The following is a 16,287-nucleotide window of genomic DNA, read 5'->3' as shown; positions in this document are numbered from 1 at the left end:
CCGGAAAGGATGGAATACCCTTTAGTAAGTTTCGTTCATCCTCTTCTCCCTCTGATCATTCGGCTCATAGTGTATATAACGATGCTCCTCAGATGGCGGGGATAGAATGGATAGAGTAAGTTGGGTTGGGTTGGGTTGTCACCGTACTTAATCAAATCATATCAAGTGATTTGTTTAAGGATTAGTTAGTTTAAATTCTAACCGCCGCCTAGATTCGACAGATGCACAAATAGCTACGTCCAGACATAAGCTCATAAGCACCTTATCCAAACTTTAACCACTCTCGGTTGTACGAGCTAGACTCTGCAAATCTTGGGCACTTATACCCTTCTTTATGCTTCTTCGACGTCATTCGCCAATTCAGGGGCATTTATACCCCTCTTTATGCTTCTTCGACGATATTTCGCCATTTCAGGGGGATTTATGCCCCTCTTTATGCTTTTTCAACGCTATTTCACCAAATCTGGGGTATTTATACCCCTCTTTATACTTCTTCGACGATATTTCGCCATTTCTGGGGGATTTATGCCCCTCTTTATGCTTCTTCGACGTAACTTAGCTAATTCTACGGGATTTATACAGCTCTTTCCCCTCCAATCGCCCAATTCAATCATTTTTACGGGATTTATACCGCTCTTTCCCCTCCAATCGCCCAATTCAATCATTTTTACGGGATTTATACCGCTCTTTCTCCTCCAATCGCCCAATTCCACCATTTCTACGGGATTAATACCGCTCTTTCCCCTCCAATCGTCCAATTCCACCATTTCTACGGGATTTATACCGCTCTTTCTCCTCCAATCGTCCAATTCCACCATTTCTACGGGATTTATACCGTTCTTTCTCCTCCAATCGCCGAATCCCGTCAATTCTACGGGATTTATACCGCTCTTTCTCCTCCAATCGCCCAATTCCACCATTTCTACGGGATTTATACCGTTCTTTCCTCCACCAATCGCCGAATCCCATCAATTCTACGGGATTTATACCGCTCTTTCTCCTCCAATTGCCAAATCCCGTCATTTCTACGGGATTTATACCTCTCTTTCCCCTCCAATCGCCCAATCCCGTCAATTCTACGGGATTTATACCGCTCCCGCCCCGCACCACCCAAACAACAAAAAAAGATGTCCGCAGCCATAGGCTAACTGACATCTTTTTATTAAAGGGATTTAAAAAATGATTTTGAAAATCAGACCGGCTAATACCGCACTGATTGGAATCGTAATAAACCAGGTAACTACAATACGTCCAGCTACTCCCCATTTCACGGCAGAGAAGCGTTTCGCAGAGCCAACACCCAGGATCGCTGAAGTGATAGCATGTGTGGAGCTGACTGGCAAATGAAGCAGTGTTGCCGAGAAAATAACGGAAGCCGCGGAAATATCAGCCGCGAAGCCGTTGATCGGCTCGATTTTGAAAATCTTCGTACCCATGGTCTTGATAATCTTCCAACCACCAATGGAGGTACCGAGTGCCATAGCCGTAGCCGCAGCAATCTTAACCCATAGAGGGATTACATCCATAGTCTCTTGGCGTCCTGATGTAACGAGGGCAAAGGTAATGATCCCCATCGCCTTCTGCGCATCATTCGTACCATGAGTAAACGACTGTAATGCCGCCGTCACAACCTGCATGGAACGGAAGCCCTTATTAACCGTATGTGGACTACGCTTTGCAAAAATCCATTTCAGGACTGTCATGATGATATAACCGATAACAAATGCAATAATTGGCGAGAAGATCAACCCCTCGACAATTTCCACAAATCCGCCCCAGTTAATATGCGACGAACCTGCACCCACATATACTGCACCAGCCAAAGCGCCGATCAGTGCATGAGAGGAGGAGGACGGAATTCCGAGCCACCAGGTGATCAAATTCCAAATAATCGCAGCAATCAGCGTGGCTATTATGATATCCAGACCATTTTCCAGCAACGTGGGGTCTGTGATACTTCCGCCAATTTTCTTAGCTACACCTGTAAACATCAAAGCTCCGACAAAGTTCATCAGTGCCGCCATAATAATAGCTGTTCGAGGTTTTAACGCACGTGTAGAGACAGAGGTAGCAATCGCGTTGGCCGTATCATGGAAACCATTAATAAAGTCAAACGCAAGCGCGAGAAATATAACAATTCCAAGAATCCATATCGATGTTTCCATATTCTAGTACCCCTTATGAGTTGCGCATGATGATCGATTCCAACATGTTGGCTACATCTTCACATTTATCTGTAGTGGTCTCGAGTCGCTCATATAATTCCTTGCGCTTAATCAGCTCAATCGGGTCCTTAACGGTTTCAAATAGAGCTTTGGTACAAATACGAAGGACTTCGTCCCCTTGATTCTCAAGGTCATTCAAACGGATCGTATATTCACGAATGGCCAGCAGCTTCTTCTGGGAAAGCAAATGAACCGCTTTTTGGATTTCATAAGCACACTGACGAAGGATTTCGGCAAATTGTACAATGTATTCATCCGGGTCAAGAAGGTTGTACATATAGAAACGTGAGGCAGATGCCTCCAAGCCATCAATGACATCATCCATGCTTGTAATCAAGTCCATAATGTCGTCACGCTCAAGTGGCGTAATGAACGTCTTGTTCAATTCCTTAATTACGGTGTGCGTGTAAGTATCACATTGGGATTCGTACTTCTTCATCTCTGCAGCGAAACTATCGACATTATTCTGGAGATCAGTGATATTCTGAGCAAAATAATCTGCAGCTTGGACAATGGTATCCGCCATATTTTCCAGCGTCTCAAAGAATATGTCCTTTTTTCTCAACTTCATTGTTTTAAACCCCTTTACATAATATTACCGTGAGTACAGAGTCACCCATATGTAAAAAGCATGAAAATGAATGACAACCCTTGTTATCTTAACATATCCGTAGAAGGTATAGAAGCTATAGAAATGAACTTTTTTACACTCTATTAACACTTACCCATAATTCCGAACACAAATCTGTATAACACTGGATATTCCGACTTTCTTAGGTTGCACTATCTGCTCCGCCATATACCACATGACTGCTAAATGAAGGTGCATTAGGGACGACCAAAATATGGGTGATTCCTGGATACATTAGCTCTTCTTTACCATCCTTCACAAACCGAATCACATCACCTGGCTCACGCGACCATCTGCCCTTTGTGACCTGTCCTCTCTGAAAGAGCAACGCTTCTCCACCAAGCTCCACATCAACCTGAAGTCTTCCAACATCATCAAGTACTTTATGATCGGAACCCATCACCATCACATTTGCAGCTTCTACTGGCTTATTGTTATTCAGATCCAAATGTGGTTTACCATTCACGTAACGCTGATAGGTCTGGAGCTGAGTATCGTATTTATAGTCAATTTTATAGCTTTTAAGCAAGAAGTTTACGCTAAACTCAGCGGCCTGTTCTCCGCCTGTCGGTATGTAATCTGGATTGTTAAAAAGATACCCTGGCACCTTCACACTTTTGTCATAACCCAGCTTCTCGGCACCTTCCCGCAGCTTCGCTGCATTACTGTAGAGATTATGAGGGGCTTTACGTGCTTTGTCCCGCCAGAAATAAGCTCCGGCACGACCGATTTCGTCCATATCTGCTTTTTTCTCTTTTTGCAAAATAGCATAAGCCGCGGGGCTCCCCCCGGCATGCACCGTCACACCACCGTAGCTCTCGCCAATATCGAGCAGATAAGGGCGAATACTGCGAATCGGTCCGATTTTGACCACTCCGGTATGACTTTGAAAAATACCAATCAACCGCGTAATGCCACCTTCAGCAAGGACCTCATATAAAATATCCGCTTCACTCACCCCCGACTGTGGCCGGGCCGCTGGAGCATTATTAATCATAACAGCTAAGGGACGTGGGAGACTGTTTTCAGAAACGGGAAGACCTGTTAATCCGGAAACGAGTTCAGCAGATGGATCTGCTGTAGGCGATGGCTGGATCGTTTCAATTGGAGCGGGATCTGCTGTAGGTTGCTGTGTCGGGGCAATTACATTATTTGCACTCTCTGTTCCGCAAGCGGAGAGCAATAGGGTACTTAGTACAAGGGCAGATAATAGACGGGAAGAAGAGCAGTTTACTTTCATAAGCTTGTAGTTCCTCCTAAACGTTTTATGTATCTTAACTGGTTTCTTCCATTTAATCACAGCCAGTCCCATTTGTCTTGATCCGCTTGCATCAAGTGTAATCGACTTCAGCGTCCTTATTAGGACGATATACGTTTAAGCGAGAAATATAAGGATAATGCATAGCGTGAAACTTTTACTTTCTTATATTTTAAAAAAGGGCACAGCCGATCTCCGGCTGTACCCTGCGTGTATCTTATCCATTTAGTCTAGCTTCCAGCAATTGAGGCTTAATGTCCCATATTGATACGCTTGAAATATTCGCTCTGCCTTCCTGCTGCCATCCGCTGTTCCCATCGCATAAAAGAGAGGTGCGAAATGCTCTCTTCCGTAAGACGGAACCGCATCACGAACATGCGGAGCTTTTTTCTCATAAGCAAACAGTGAAGGTAAATCCCAAGATTCTAACCCCTTGGCAATCCACGCATCGAATTCAAGCGCCCACTCTTCAGGCTGATCACTTTCATTAAGCATCCGCAAATTGTGAACAAGTCCACCGCTTCCTATCAGCAGTATGCCTTCGTCACGCAGAGGGGCTAACATCCGCCCGATATTGTACTGTTCCTTGGGAGAACGTAGTGAATCGACGGATAAAGCGACTACCGGAATATCGGCTTTCGGAAACATTTTTTTCAGTATTACCCAGACACCGTGATCGAGTCCTCGCCCCAGAACGGGCTGATGTGAAAGATTGTTACCCTTAAAGAGCTCGGAAATCCGCTTGGTTAGAGCTGGATCGCCTGGGGCTGGATAGGTCAGCGTATACATTTCTTCAGGGAATCCGTAGAAGTCGTGTTGTGTTTCGTGCTTCTCATCCATGGTGAGTAGCTGTTCTGGGCTATCCCAGTGCGCTGAGAATACTACTATACCCCGTGGTGCTTCTAGTTCTTGACCAAGCCGCTCCAGAAAACGGGTATACTCGTTATCCTCCAGTGCGAGGAGCGGAGAACCGTGCGCGATAAAAAATGACGGTAATTTCATAGGATGCCAACCTCCATAACCCAGTATATGGTGTGCATCTTTATTTTACCGCTAATTTCAAGTTATTGCGAGTAAAGTCCATCACCTATATCATCCAATTTTGCCACTCTGTCTGCACATGCTCCTGTTCGTTCATCCACTCTCTTGTCCGCTTTAGCAGCTGCTGCTGTGCTGGCCCAGAAGAAAAGGTATGATCACCTTGAAAAATGATCTCTTTATCGCATCGTCCCTCAGGACGTGTCCAGAATAATTTCTGGTAAAGGAATGCATAATCCACGGGGATGACATCGTCAGACGTACCATGAATGACGAGCACATCACCACTGAATTTACTAGCCTCTTGGAAAGGCTGGAAGGCCGCCAAAGAATTGAAATATACCGGTGTGAATGAGTAGCCCACGTAATCCGCCGATCCATTCTTCACCGATCGATCATAAGCCTCCCGCCCTACGATCTTCACAATATCATTGAAGGGGTAACCCACGGAGGCCCACAGCACGAGATTCTTCACGCGGCGATCACGAATACTTGTCAGAAGTGCAACCGCCCCACCCAGACTATGGCCAATAAGCGTCACACGCTGTGGATCCACATCGGCAGAGCTAATTCCGTAATCGAGCACCGCTCTAGTCTGAGCGATCATCGACTCCATATCCTCCCCGCCGTAATTACCGCTGCTCTCGCCGCAGCCCGCATAATCAAATCGAATGACCATATACCCATCTTGCGCCAGCTCACGAGCTGCTTTGACAAATATCCGATCGACTCCAATCCGGTTACCCACAAATCCATGGCAGATTACAGCTAATGGCAATCTGTCCTTGCAACGTGTGGAAGTTCCCTTCTCTTTACTCGGATAATGGATGCTCGCTGTCAATTCTTCGCCGTTATGCCGAATTACAATATTCCGTTCCATTGCCGTAACCTCCTATATTTAATCATTATTTTAATTTGTTAGAATTCCGATTAACTTAGTATGAATTATATTCTTATTATAAAGATTTCGTTCATATTGTCAACAGGAACGGGACAGATCTTAGTAATTTGCAAGAGCAAATTCGGAGTATAAACCGGAACGTCAAACAGCCAGTCTCCAAAATAATGAAGACTGGCTGTTTTTCAATCGCATGATGAGCTTCCAGGGCCGTCAATCAATCATAGCTGTCGTTAAACATCTCATGGGTTTCTTGACTGCCTTCCCAATCCTTAAGCGCACCCTCTGTTGCTGGTTCTTCTGTGGAATTCCACATGCTGAATCCATCAGAGCCGCCCCAATCCCCCATTGAATGATTGGGCGTAGGCTCGAAACCGTTGCCCATGACACTGTCCTGTTCTTTCTTGTTCTCATGTTCCATAAAGCTCCCAACCTTTCCCAAAGCTATATTGATCAAGCAACAACATTATCAGTGTTCACTCTTATAAAAGGATTATGCATAGAAAAATAGAAATGCTTGTCCTTGCGCTGACCTGTCAGGCAAACGTATACTCTAGGTTAAAGACTATACCGATTAACACTACTGGAGGTTTACATCCCTATTATGAAAGTGAAAGATATGATTAAGGAAAATAACGCCCTGCGTGAGCAGATGACGCCTTTCAATCGATCCTATTTTGAAGATATGATCCTGACGATGCGCGCCAGCAGGGTAGAAGCTCTCCGCGCTGAAGAACTTTTACTGGATGCAGCCAAGCTGCTTCTGAAAGAACAAAAAAAAGGTAAAAACGCTAAACAGGTGTTTGGCGAGAATCCGGATGATTATTTTAAAGAGATCATAGACAGCGTTCCCACACGCTCAGCACGCAGCAAATGGAACTATTACTTGATGATTCCCTGCGCGGCTCTAACCTGTTTGTTCGGGATCTTTGCTATAGGTGGACTCTTCTTGCAATGGACTAACGGATCACCTGGGATGTTCGGAGAGATTAGCCTCTTCACCCTCTTCGCTGTTGGGGCAGGTTCCATTATCTTGATAGAACTTATTATGAAATGGTTAACCTCCTTGTCTGAGGGGGATGCACCTAAAGCCAAGCCCTTTGATATCAAGGGCCTTGGCGTCTATATCGGAATCGCCGTAGTTGCCGTATTTATTGGCTTGTACCTCGACCGATTGTTTCCGGTCATTACTTTATCCCCGTGGGTAAGCTTAATTGTTTCCCTGATTGGGGCAATTGGACTAAAGTTTATATTTTTTAGAAAATAAAAGTCATGCTCCACCCATATTTCATCCGATAGACAGGGGGAACTTTCATGAATAAGAAGCAATATATTCTCTATTCTGTTCTAGCATTAACATTGGGACTAGGCGCGGTACCTATTGGAACGATTCAAGCTGAAGGCGCTGCCAGCCCTCCTGTGGGAGGCACTAAGGCAAATCCTTTGACAGCAAACAATAGTCATGCGGAGGCTATCTATAAAGCAGCATTGCCACTGTTGTCTTCCTCTAACAAGTTACCCGAAGCTATTAAATATTTGAACGCCAATATGTATGCGGTAGGTTCGTATCGTGCCACGATAATGACACTGAAGCTTGAGAATTTGCACAAGGCGGCGCTTCCGGCGTGGGAGAGCAAATTCAGTACCAGCAATGTCCAGCGGAAGCTCACCGCCATCTATAAAGCTGGCGCAAGTATGAAGACCCTTGCTGATGCCACAGAAGATCTCACTCTGCGCACACTGCTGAAGAGTGCCAGCGAAAATGGATATAAACTGGAGACCGCGGAAGGCACTTTTTTCCCGGTGATCGATTATGAGGCTTACCGCAAATATAAGCTTTATGTCACTGACGATATCAGCGCGTATCTATCCATTATGGCTACGGAGTCTGATCTGCCCTCCTCCAAGGATAACGGGCTGGTCATAGGTTGGACCGATGTAGCTGCGCGAGCACTATCTCAAGAGCAATTTATTCAAAATCATCCGAAATCAAACCGAATTTCAGCCGTGAAATCCTTATATTCTATCTATGTTAACAATACGTTTTACGGCCAGAATAACACGCCCCTTTTCCATTATGACAATCTTGAAATGGACTTGGAGGCGCAGAAAGCCTACTCTAGCATTCTCACCAAGAATAAAGACAACAGCCCATTCCTGCAGAAACTAGATGGCTTCATGAAATTGATGAAGGACAAAGATTATAAATTAACAGATGAAGTCGAACAATACCGTAAGACTGAATTACCTCTCTAGTATGATATACAAAAGGCCCGTCCCCACTCATTCTGGGACGGGCCTTTCTATGTTCATTAACGAAATGATTAAAGTGATGAAAAAAATTAAATAAGGATGTTAAAGAGATTGGAATCCTTATTGATTTCTACATAATCTACACCCTTCTGCTGCATCCGTTCGATAAGTGGTTCATAAGCTTCAATGGACAATAGCTCTATGCCTACAAGCGCGGGACCATTCTCTTTATCATGCTTCTTGATGTACTCGAAACGGGTAATATCATCCTCTGGACCGAGGATTTCGTCCAAGAATTCACGCAGGGCACCTGCCCGTTGTGGGAAGTTCACCATGAAGTAGTGCTTTAAGCCTTCGTAAATCAGTGACCGCTCTTTGATCTCCTGCATACGGTCAATATCGTTGTTACCCCCACTAATGATACAGACGACCGTCTTCCCGCGGATTTGATCACGGTACTGATCAAGTGCTGCGATAGGTAAGGATCCCGCTGGCTCAACCACTATAGCATTCTCGTTATACAGCTCCAAAATGGTGGTACAAGCCTTGCCTTCAGGCACCATCACGATGTCATCCAGATGCCGAGAACAAATATCATAAGTCAGTCCACCAACGCGCTTTACAGCCGCTCCGTCCACGAACTTGTTAATTTCTTTTAGCGTTACCACTTCTCCAAGCTTAATTGCTTCAGTCATTGAAGCAGCACCAAGCGGTTCCACACCAATCAACTTAGTAGATGGACTCACCGTCTTCACATAAGTGGCTATTCCTGCTGCCAGACCGCCCCCACCAATCGTTACAAACATAAAATCCGCAGGGTGATCCAGGTTCTCCATCACTTCCATCGCTATCGTTCCATTGCCTGCAATAATTCTCGGCTCATCAAACGGGTGGATCAACGTCATACCATGGTCTATACAAGCTTGCAGCGCTTCATCATAAGCATCATCGAAGGTATCGCCCTTCAGAATGACCTCAACAAACTCGCCACCGAACCGCCGTACTTGTTTGACCTTCTGATTAGGTGTTGTGCTTGGCATATAGACCTTGCCCTTAATTCCAAGTGCCTTGCAGGAATAGGCTACACCTTGTGCGTGATTTCCTGCACTCGCGCAGACAATACCTTTAGCTCTATCTTCTGCAGATAGACTACGAATCATATTATAAGCTCCGCGGATTTTAAAAGAACGGACAATCTGCAAATCTTCGCGCTTCAAATATACTTCGCAATCATACTTGGCCGATAGTACGGCGTCACGCTGTAGTGGAGTCCGGATGATGACCTCCCGCAGTACGTGATGAGCCCGTACGATATCTTCCATTCCTACGATTCGGTCTTCCTCTTCTCTCATAACCCTCTCGCCTCACTATCATCTATTCATTCTACTTCTTGTAAACATACTCTCCCAAAGACATTATTTCAAGCATTGTCCGCTGTATGCAATACAATTATTGATGCAAATCTTATACTTTCTTATACATGCAAAAACGCCTTCATCGTCCCTAAAAGGACGGTAAGCGTTTATGCGAGAAATATAAGTTATTTATAACGTGAAACAAATAAATTCTTATATTTTAAAAAAAGAGACTACAGGAATCTCCCATAGCCTCTTTAAGTTCATGTCCGTCCAAGATCTGAATTCTACTAATCCTGTTGCTTCAGCATCCACTTCAGCAGATCAGGTAGGCTTGTCCACAAACGCGAGTGTACAATCACATATTCGATAGCTTCATTAGCGTCGCCCATTCCCACAAAATCCGGTAGGTTATGCGGCAATCTCTTAATTCCTAACAAATAATCCGGCACATGCTTGTTCACATTCCGCGCTACGCGGTACAACATTTTCAGTTGGGAAGTAATCCCATTCTTCTTATATTCTAAGACCATCCGGTCGTAAGCTACTGTCGCCGCTGCATCATTGCCGAACTTTTCCAGCACCTTTTCTGTCTTCTTGAGCTTGTTGGTGTAGAGATACGCAGCCGTTAAAAGGTAACGCGCACCTGTGTTATCTTCAGGATTCAGCTCTAAAATGTGCTCAAGTACATTTTGTGCTTCTTCTGCATTTCCGCTAAACCAACAAGAGTCGGCGTAGCTTTTGCAAATTCGAATGTATGGACGAGTCTCGTGGAGGTCCCAGAAATGTCCCTTGTTCTCAGCGAAAAAGGCTTCCCCAAGCTCACGTTCACCTGCATCCATCCCTGCTTTTAGAAAAGCACGAGCATCTGCTTCATTCTCTGCTTCCTCAGCCAAAATGAGATAAGCATCCGGACTGTCCGGATAAACCTCTAATGCGGCTTCAGCTAACTGTATCCGGCGGTTGGATGAATTGGTTTGCATAGCCTTTTGTAATAGTGCTTGCTCCTGATCCTTCGGACTGCCTGAGATATTCAGCAAAAGTAATTCTTCTTCCGCACCACCCATGCCGTATTCCTCAATGTAATTGAGCATCTCTTTGACTTTTCTAGAGATGGTAGGCGTAGTAACCTCATGTTTGGTAGCAAGATCCGCTTGTGTTAGGGAGAAGCCATATTCTTCAGACAAAATAAATTCGATCGCCGCGCAGAAAGAGCCCATTTTCTTCACAGCAGGCTTAGTCTTACGGGAATAACCATTCCACAGAACTAGAGCTTCCCAAATAAGCTCTCTATCATAGCTTTCTCTCATGCTCTCAATAAGGTGCAACGCCAGTTGTTCATGTGCTGGATGCTCCCAATTCAGATCACGTGACACTTTTTTTCTGAGCGTAGCAAGAGTTAGCTTCACTTCAGGTTGTGCTACGGGCTCCTGTTTCTCAGCCACAGTCTCGCTAGCTGCCGCTTCTTCCTTGTTTACAAGTTGCATGATGGACTCTACTGCAGAAGTTTCTTTACCAAGGCAGCATTTCTTATATTTTTTCCCGCTTCCGCAAGGACACATATCATTTCTTCCAATCTTACTCAAAACGAATTCCTCCTTAAATCTGTGAGTAGCCATTCGCCATAAGCGTATCGCTAGTATGCACTATAAGTATCATCATTTCCAGGCACGAGGCATCCTTTATAAGGTTACTTCACAAAGTCTGAAGGACTCCGATTTAAAAGGGCCTTCCCATGATCGGAAAGACCCTTATCTGTATATATCCGCACATTTTCCCCCGTACGTGTAGTATTATAGCACTTCTTCTATCACTTGTCAGTCCTTTTTTAGGACTTTAAGCGCAAAAAATGCTAGATACAGTTCTTTATCCTTATACCAAAGCTTTCATAGCGATGTCGCTGCGGCTTTGTTTTCCGGAAAAAGAAATTCCTTCGGCTCTAGCGTAAGCTGCAACACGAGCTTCAGCAATCGTAGCACCTAGGCCTACCACGCCTAGCACCCGACCACCATTCGTCACCCAGCTTCCGTCTTCACCACGCGCCGTACCAGCATGGAAGATCAGCCCTCCTTGGCTGTCTTCAAGACCTTCAATCGGTACACCCTTTGGATAAGGGCCTGGATATCCTCCCGAAGCGAGAACTACGCATACAGCCGCTTCGTCGCTCCATTCAATGTCGATATCTGCAAGTCTACTCTCTGTGACCGCCAGAAAGATTTCTAGCAAGTCGCTCTTGAGTCTAGGCAACACGACCTGAGTCTCAGGATCACCGAAACGAGCATTAAACTCAATCGTCTTTGGTTTACCCTCAGGAGAAATCATCAGTCCCGCAAATAGTACACCGCTAAAGGGACGACCTTCGTCCACCATAGCTTTTGCCGTCGGCTTAATGATGGTCTCGATCGCTTCTTGGATAATAGCCTCATCAATATGTGGTAAAGGCGAATAGGTACCCATTCCGCCGGTATTAGGACCTTTATCCCCATCAAATACGGGCTTATGATCCTGGGCAGCAGCCATAGGACGTACCGTCTCTCCATCGACAAAAGCCAGAATCGACATTTCCTGTCCAGCTAGAAATTCCTCAATAACAACCTGAGCGCCTGCCTCACCGAATACCTTAGTGACCATAATATCAGCGAGCGCTTGCTCTGCTTCTTCCAACGAATAAGCAACCGTCACGCCTTTTCCTGCAGCCAGACCATCTGCCTTGATTACGATCGGAAGCGGCTGTTCCCGCAAATAAGTTAGCGCAGCTTCATAGTCGTCGAACTTCTCATAGGCTGCTGTCGGAATATTATATTTATGCAAAAGATCCTTCATAAAGGTTTTGCTGCCTTCGATCTCCGCCGCATTCTTGCGTGGGCCAAACACAGGAATATCCTGTGCTTCAAAAGCATCCACAATCCCAGCAGCGAGTGGATCATCTGGACCGATTACAACAAGACCTACTTCCTTCTCTTTCGCAAAAGCCGTCAGACGATCGAACTCAAATACTCCGATCGGCACACATTCGGCTAACTGCGCAATCCCGGCGTTGCCGGGTGCGCAATAGATTTTACCTGCCTTGGGGCTTTGGGATAGACTCCAAATCATCGCATGTTCCCGGCCGCCGCCGCCAACCACTAAAATATCCATCCGAATATGATCCTCCCAGTGCTCTAGTGTTTGAAATGACGGACGCCTGTGAAGACCATAGCAATACCATACTCATTAGCGACCTTAATTGACTCATCGTCTTTAATGGAGCCGCCTGGCTGAATCACTGCAGTGATTCCTGCTTTTGCTGCCATTTCAAGCGTATCGCCCATTGGGAAGAACGCGTCGGAAGCGAGTACGGCTCCCTTAGATTTTTCACCAGCTTGTTCGATTGCAATTTTAGCTGCACCAACGCGGTTCATCTGTCCTGCACCTACGCCAACGGTCATATCATCAGCAGCCAGCACAATCGCATTAGATTTCACATGCTTAACTACTTTCCATCCGAACAACAATTGTTTCAATTCTTCCTCGGTTGGTTTACGGTCCGTAACGACTTGTAGATTATCTGGGTTCACAGAGTGCACATCGCTCTCCTGTACAACCATTCCTCCATCAATAGAGGTAACTACAAAGCTGCTCTTACGCGCACTAGCCGTACTAAGGTTACCGATTTTGAGCAAACGGAGATTCTTTTTCTTCGTAAGGATTTCCAGTGCTTCTTCCGTAAAGCCTGGTGCCAACACGATTTCGAGGAAAATATCTTTCAGCAGGTTCGCTGTGTCTGCATCAATAATCCGGTTTGCTGCTACAATCCCACCAAAGATAGAAGTTGGATCCGCGTTGTAAGCTTTTTGATAAGCTTCGTATACACTTTCACCCACACCTACACCACAAGGGTTCATATGTTTAACCGCTACGACAGCAGGCTCTTCAAATTCTTTCACGATTTGTAGTGCTGCGTTAGCATCGTTGATATTGTTATAAGACAACTCTTTGCCGTGCAATTGTTCAGCCGCAGTGAGTGTATCCAGTGCCGCCAATGGCTTGCCATAGAACGCCGCTTTTTGATGCGGATTCTCGCCATAACGCAGATCCTGAATTTTCTCATAAGTCACGGTGTAGCGCTCTGGCAGAGGCTCGCCAGTAACGTTAGCCAAATAATCGGAAATCAAGGCATCGTAAGCCGCCGTATGACGGAACACTTTTGCCGCAAGACGTTTGCGTGTTTCTAGCGTTGTATCTCCACCTGCGCGAACCTCTTCAAGAACAGTAGCGTAGTCATTAGCATCCACCACTACACTCACAAAAGCATGGTTCTTCGCCGCAGAACGCAGCATCGTAGGTCCGCCGATATCGATATTCTCGATGGCTTCCTCGTAGGATACGTCAGGTTTTGCGATAGTTTCCGCGAACGGATACAAATTCACAACAACCAGATCGATGTAGTCCAGACCAAGCTCCTTCATTTGACGCGTGTGTTCCTCGTTATCACGAACCGCAAGCAATCCACTGTGTACAGCAGGGTGCAAGGTTTTGACACGTCCGTCCATGATTTCTGGGAATCCTGTCACATCGGAAATCCCGATAACTGGAACACCTTCTTTAGCCAAAAGCGTGCTTGTTCCACCTGTAGAGATAATTTCTACGCCTAATGCAGACAACTCGCGGCAAAAATCCACGATACCTTGTTTATCCGATACGCTGACTAGCGCTCTTTTGATACTCACTTTGAATAGTCCTCCTTCAGGTTGTACGTGCGATTTAATATGAAGAAAACCCACAACGCGACACATAACGCCGCTTATGCAATATTTCCCGAGAAATACCCTGAAACATCTCGGTCTGTCACCAAATGTCGATCCAAAACTTCGAATGGCTGCGGTGCAGCTTACTTTTCGCGGATAATCGTCTTTCTTCCACTCAGTTCCACTTTCCCGCTGGCAAAAGCGCCAACCACTTCGGGATACAGCTCATACTCAACCTTATGAATACGTTCTGCCAATGAATCCGCCGTGTCGTTATCCTGCAGGGCTACGCTGCGCTGAGCAATAACAGGCCCGGTATCCATACCTCCATCGACAAAATGTACAGTAACACCCGTCAGCTTCACGCCATAATCCAGCGCTTGTCCGATTGCATCTTTTCCTGCAAAAGCAGGCAGCAGCGATGGATGAATGTTAATAATTCGTCCAGCATACGGCGTTAAAAGCACTGGTGTAATAAGACGCATGTATCCTGCCAGCACAACCAGCCCGATTTCCCGCCGCTGAAGCTCTGCTACAATCTCTGCTTCGTAGAGTTCACGGCTGGCGAACTCTTTTGGTCGTAGCAAGAGGGCGGGAATGCCCGCATCCTCCGCTCGCTTAGCTACAGGTGCCTCTGGCTTGTCGGATACAAGCAACTCAATATTGCCCTCACCAAGCAAGCCCGCTCTCTGTGCATCGATCAGTGCAGCAAAATTACTGCCTTGCCCAGAAGCAAAAACAGCGATTCGACTCCATTGCATCACACTTCAGCTCCAGTAAAGGTTACTTTGCGTTCCCCTTCTGTCACTTTACCAATGATAAAAGCCTCTTCTCCGCTCGATTTGAGCAGTTCAAGAGCATGTTCTCCATCAGCAGCACTAACTACCAGAACAAGTCCAATTCCCATATTAAAAGTAGTAAACATATCACGGTTGCTTACGTTTCCTTTGTTCTGCATCAATCCGAAGATCGGCAGAATCGGCCACGATCCGTAATTAATCTCCACATCTACACCGTCAGGCAATACGCGCGGGATATTCTCGATGAATCCGCCACCCGTAATATGTGCCATCCCTTTCACCGGAAGCTGCTCCAGCAGCCCCAGCAAAGGCTTCACATAAATCTTAGTTGGTGCAAGAAGTACATCCACAAGCGGAGATCCAAGCTCCGGAAGCACATCATTCAGGCTATAGCCATCTTCCTCAAGCAAAAGCTTACGCACCAGTGAGAAGCCGTTGCTGTGCACGCCGCTAGAAGCTAAACCAATCACTGTGTCTCCAGCAGCGATGTTAGCGCCTGTTACCAGCTTCGCTTTGTCAGCAACGCCAACTGTGAATCCAGCGATATCATACTCACCCGCTGAATACATGCCCGGCATTTCAGCCGTTTCGCCGCCAATCAGCGCACAACCTGCTTGGTGACAGCCCTCTGCGATTCCTGCTACGATCGCTTCGATTTTATCTGGTACGACTTTGTCGCAAGCCAGATAATCGAGGAAAAATAGCGGCTCCGCGCCTTGCACTACAATGTCGTTCACGCACATAGCTACAGCATCGATCCCAATCGTGTCATGGCGATCCGCAGCGAACGCGATCTTAAGCTTCGTGCCTACACCATCAGTTCCCGATACGAGCACTGGCTCTTCATATTTATCTTTATTGAGGCCAAACAGCGCTCCGAACCCACCAAGATCCGTCATTACTTCTGGACGGTAAGTACGTTTTACGTGCTTTTTCATGCGTTCTACCGCTTCGTTACCAGCCGCAATATCCACTCCGGCGTTTTTATAAGCTTCCGACACTTGGGACACCTCATCTTTTAATAGTTTAGAGCGCGTTTGGGCGCATTCGGAACTAACTTCATTGGTGGTTATTGGAGTTATTACGAGGAATGTTTGGACTT

At 46.0% G+C, this 16,287-nt stretch carries 16 protein-coding genes; 2 read left to right on the top strand and 14 right to left on the bottom strand.

From position 1 onward, the window contains the following. Positions 1–449 precede the first annotated feature (449 nt). The 8 genes from MHI27_RS03360 to MHI27_RS03325 form a co-directional block, all read right to left on the bottom strand. Positions 450–911, bottom strand: a complete 462-nt coding sequence (locus MHI27_RS03360; protein WP_405175568.1) for a hypothetical protein — start codon at positions 909–911, stop codon at positions 450–452. A 20-nt stretch (positions 912–931) separates the two neighbouring features. After that, the gene (locus MHI27_RS03355) at positions 932–1,141 is read right to left on the bottom strand and encodes a hypothetical protein (protein WP_405175567.1); all 210 of its coding nucleotides are present in this window, start codon (positions 1,139–1,141) and stop codon (positions 932–934) included. Between the two features lie 31 nt (positions 1,142–1,172). Next, positions 1,173–2,165 carry an inorganic phosphate transporter gene (locus MHI27_RS03350; RefSeq protein ID WP_076300202.1) on the bottom strand — a complete coding sequence of 331 codons (993 nt, stop codon included), beginning with the start codon at positions 2,163–2,165 and terminating at the stop codon, positions 1,173–1,175. A gap of 13 nt (positions 2,166–2,178) precedes the next feature. Further along, the gene (locus MHI27_RS03345) at positions 2,179–2,796 is read right to left on the bottom strand and encodes a DUF47 domain-containing protein (protein ID WP_042184774.1); all 618 of its coding nucleotides are present in this window, start codon (positions 2,794–2,796) and stop codon (positions 2,179–2,181) included. Between the two features lie 202 nt (positions 2,797–2,998). Continuing rightward, positions 2,999–4,096, bottom strand: coding sequence for a DUF3048 domain-containing protein (locus MHI27_RS03340; RefSeq protein ID WP_405175566.1), 1,098 nt, complete (start codon positions 4,094–4,096; stop codon positions 2,999–3,001). A 243-nt stretch (positions 4,097–4,339) separates the two neighbouring features. Next, the gene (locus MHI27_RS03335; protein WP_042184770.1) at positions 4,340–5,116 is read right to left on the bottom strand and encodes a class III extradiol ring-cleavage dioxygenase; all 777 of its coding nucleotides are present in this window, start codon (positions 5,114–5,116) and stop codon (positions 4,340–4,342) included. An 85-nt stretch (positions 5,117–5,201) separates the two neighbouring features. Further along, positions 5,202–6,032 carry a S9 family peptidase gene (locus tag MHI27_RS03330; protein ID WP_042124053.1) on the bottom strand — a complete coding sequence of 277 codons (831 nt, stop codon included), beginning with the start codon at positions 6,030–6,032 and terminating at the stop codon, positions 5,202–5,204. Between the two features lie 235 nt (positions 6,033–6,267). Next, a complete protein-coding gene (locus tag MHI27_RS03325) occupies positions 6,268–6,471 on the bottom strand; it encodes a hypothetical protein (RefSeq protein ID WP_042184766.1) in 204 nt (67 codons plus the stop codon). 183 nt (positions 6,472–6,654) lie between these two features. Between MHI27_RS03325 and MHI27_RS03320 the strand changes: the two genes are divergently transcribed. Both MHI27_RS03320 and MHI27_RS03315 read left to right on the top strand, forming a co-directional pair. Next, positions 6,655–7,317, top strand: coding sequence for a DUF1129 family protein (locus MHI27_RS03320; RefSeq protein ID WP_076286938.1), 663 nt, complete (start codon positions 6,655–6,657; stop codon positions 7,315–7,317). Between the two features lie 47 nt (positions 7,318–7,364). Beyond that, on the top strand, positions 7,365–8,306 hold the full coding sequence (locus MHI27_RS03315) for a hypothetical protein (protein ID WP_081382993.1): 942 nt from the start codon (positions 7,365–7,367) through the stop codon (positions 8,304–8,306). Positions 8,307–8,392: 86 nt separating this feature from the next. Here MHI27_RS03315 and ilvA read toward each other — a convergent pair whose 3' ends face one another. The 6 genes from ilvA to purM all read right to left on the bottom strand — a co-directional run bounded on the left by ilvA (position 8,393) and on the right by purM (position 16,186). Continuing rightward, complete coding sequence (gene ilvA / locus MHI27_RS03310) at positions 8,393–9,655, bottom strand: threonine ammonia-lyase IlvA (protein ID WP_405175565.1); 1,263 nt, start codon at positions 9,653–9,655, stop codon at positions 8,393–8,395. A gap of 293 nt (positions 9,656–9,948) precedes the next feature. Then, positions 9,949–11,244 carry an SEC-C metal-binding domain-containing protein gene (locus MHI27_RS03305; protein ID WP_405175564.1) on the bottom strand — a complete coding sequence of 432 codons (1,296 nt, stop codon included), beginning with the start codon at positions 11,242–11,244 and terminating at the stop codon, positions 9,949–9,951. Positions 11,245–11,530: 286 nt separating this feature from the next. Continuing rightward, positions 11,531–12,796 (bottom strand): phosphoribosylamine--glycine ligase, encoded by a 1,266-nt coding sequence (gene purD / locus MHI27_RS03300; protein WP_339244723.1) that lies wholly within the window; start codon positions 12,794–12,796, stop codon positions 11,531–11,533. Positions 12,797–12,819: 23 nt separating this feature from the next. Beyond that, positions 12,820–14,367: a bifunctional phosphoribosylaminoimidazolecarboxamide formyltransferase/IMP cyclohydrolase gene (gene purH / locus MHI27_RS03295; protein WP_405175563.1), complete on the bottom strand. Its 1,548-nt coding sequence runs from the start codon at positions 14,365–14,367 to the stop codon at positions 12,820–12,822. A gap of 161 nt (positions 14,368–14,528) precedes the next feature. Next, the gene (purN, locus tag MHI27_RS03290; RefSeq protein ID WP_405175562.1) at positions 14,529–15,146 is read right to left on the bottom strand and encodes a phosphoribosylglycinamide formyltransferase; all 618 of its coding nucleotides are present in this window, start codon (positions 15,144–15,146) and stop codon (positions 14,529–14,531) included. Then, positions 15,146–16,186, bottom strand: a complete 1,041-nt coding sequence (gene purM, locus MHI27_RS03285; RefSeq protein WP_405175561.1) for a phosphoribosylformylglycinamidine cyclo-ligase — start codon at positions 16,184–16,186, stop codon at positions 15,146–15,148. Before purM ends, purN begins: the two co-directional genes overlap by 1 nt. Between the last annotated feature and the right edge of the window lie 101 nt (positions 16,187–16,287).

Origin of the sequence: Paenibacillus sp. FSL H8-0261 (assembly GCF_045040645.1) — a bacterium.
Classification (GTDB): Bacteria; Bacillota; Bacilli; order Paenibacillales; family Paenibacillaceae; genus Paenibacillus_AQ.
The sequence above is the reverse complement of the archived record's forward strand: the minus strand, read 5'-3'. Positions and strand labels throughout refer to the sequence as shown.

Bases quoted from the DNA above. Each gene is read 5' to 3' on its own strand.
- MHI27_RS03335 (WP_042184770.1), bottom strand. From the start codon at position 5,116: ATGAAATTACCGTCATTTTTTATCGCGCACGGTTCTCCGCTCCTCGCA.
- MHI27_RS03345 (WP_042184774.1), bottom strand. From the start codon at position 2,796: ATGAAGTTGAGAAAAAAGGACATATTCTTTGAGACGCTGGAAAATATG.
- MHI27_RS03355 (WP_405175567.1), bottom strand. From the start codon at position 1,141: ATGGCTGCGGACATCTTTTTTTGTTGTTTGGGTGGTGCGGGGCGGGAG.
- MHI27_RS03325 (WP_042184766.1), bottom strand. From the start codon at position 6,471: ATGGAACATGAGAACAAGAAAGAACAGGACAGTGTCATGGGCAACGGT.
- purN (WP_405175562.1), bottom strand. From the start codon at position 15,146: ATGCAATGGAGTCGAATCGCTGTTTTTGCTTCTGGGCAAGGCAGTAAT.
- MHI27_RS03340 (WP_405175566.1), bottom strand. From the start codon at position 4,096: ATGAAAGTAAACTGCTCTTCTTCCCGTCTATTATCTGCCCTTGTACTA.
- MHI27_RS03320 (WP_076286938.1), top strand. From the start codon at position 6,655: ATGAAAGTGAAAGATATGATTAAGGAAAATAACGCCCTGCGTGAGCAG.
- ilvA (WP_405175565.1), bottom strand. From the start codon at position 9,655: ATGAGAGAAGAGGAAGACCGAATCGTAGGAATGGAAGATATCGTACGG.
- MHI27_RS03350 (WP_076300202.1), bottom strand. From the start codon at position 2,165: ATGGAAACATCGATATGGATTCTTGGAATTGTTATATTTCTCGCGCTT.
- MHI27_RS03315 (WP_081382993.1), top strand. From the start codon at position 7,365: ATGAATAAGAAGCAATATATTCTCTATTCTGTTCTAGCATTAACATTG.
- MHI27_RS03330 (WP_042124053.1), bottom strand. From the start codon at position 6,032: ATGGAACGGAATATTGTAATTCGGCATAACGGCGAAGAATTGACAGCG.
- purD (WP_339244723.1), bottom strand. From the start codon at position 12,796: ATGGATATTTTAGTGGTTGGCGGCGGCGGCCGGGAACATGCGATGATT.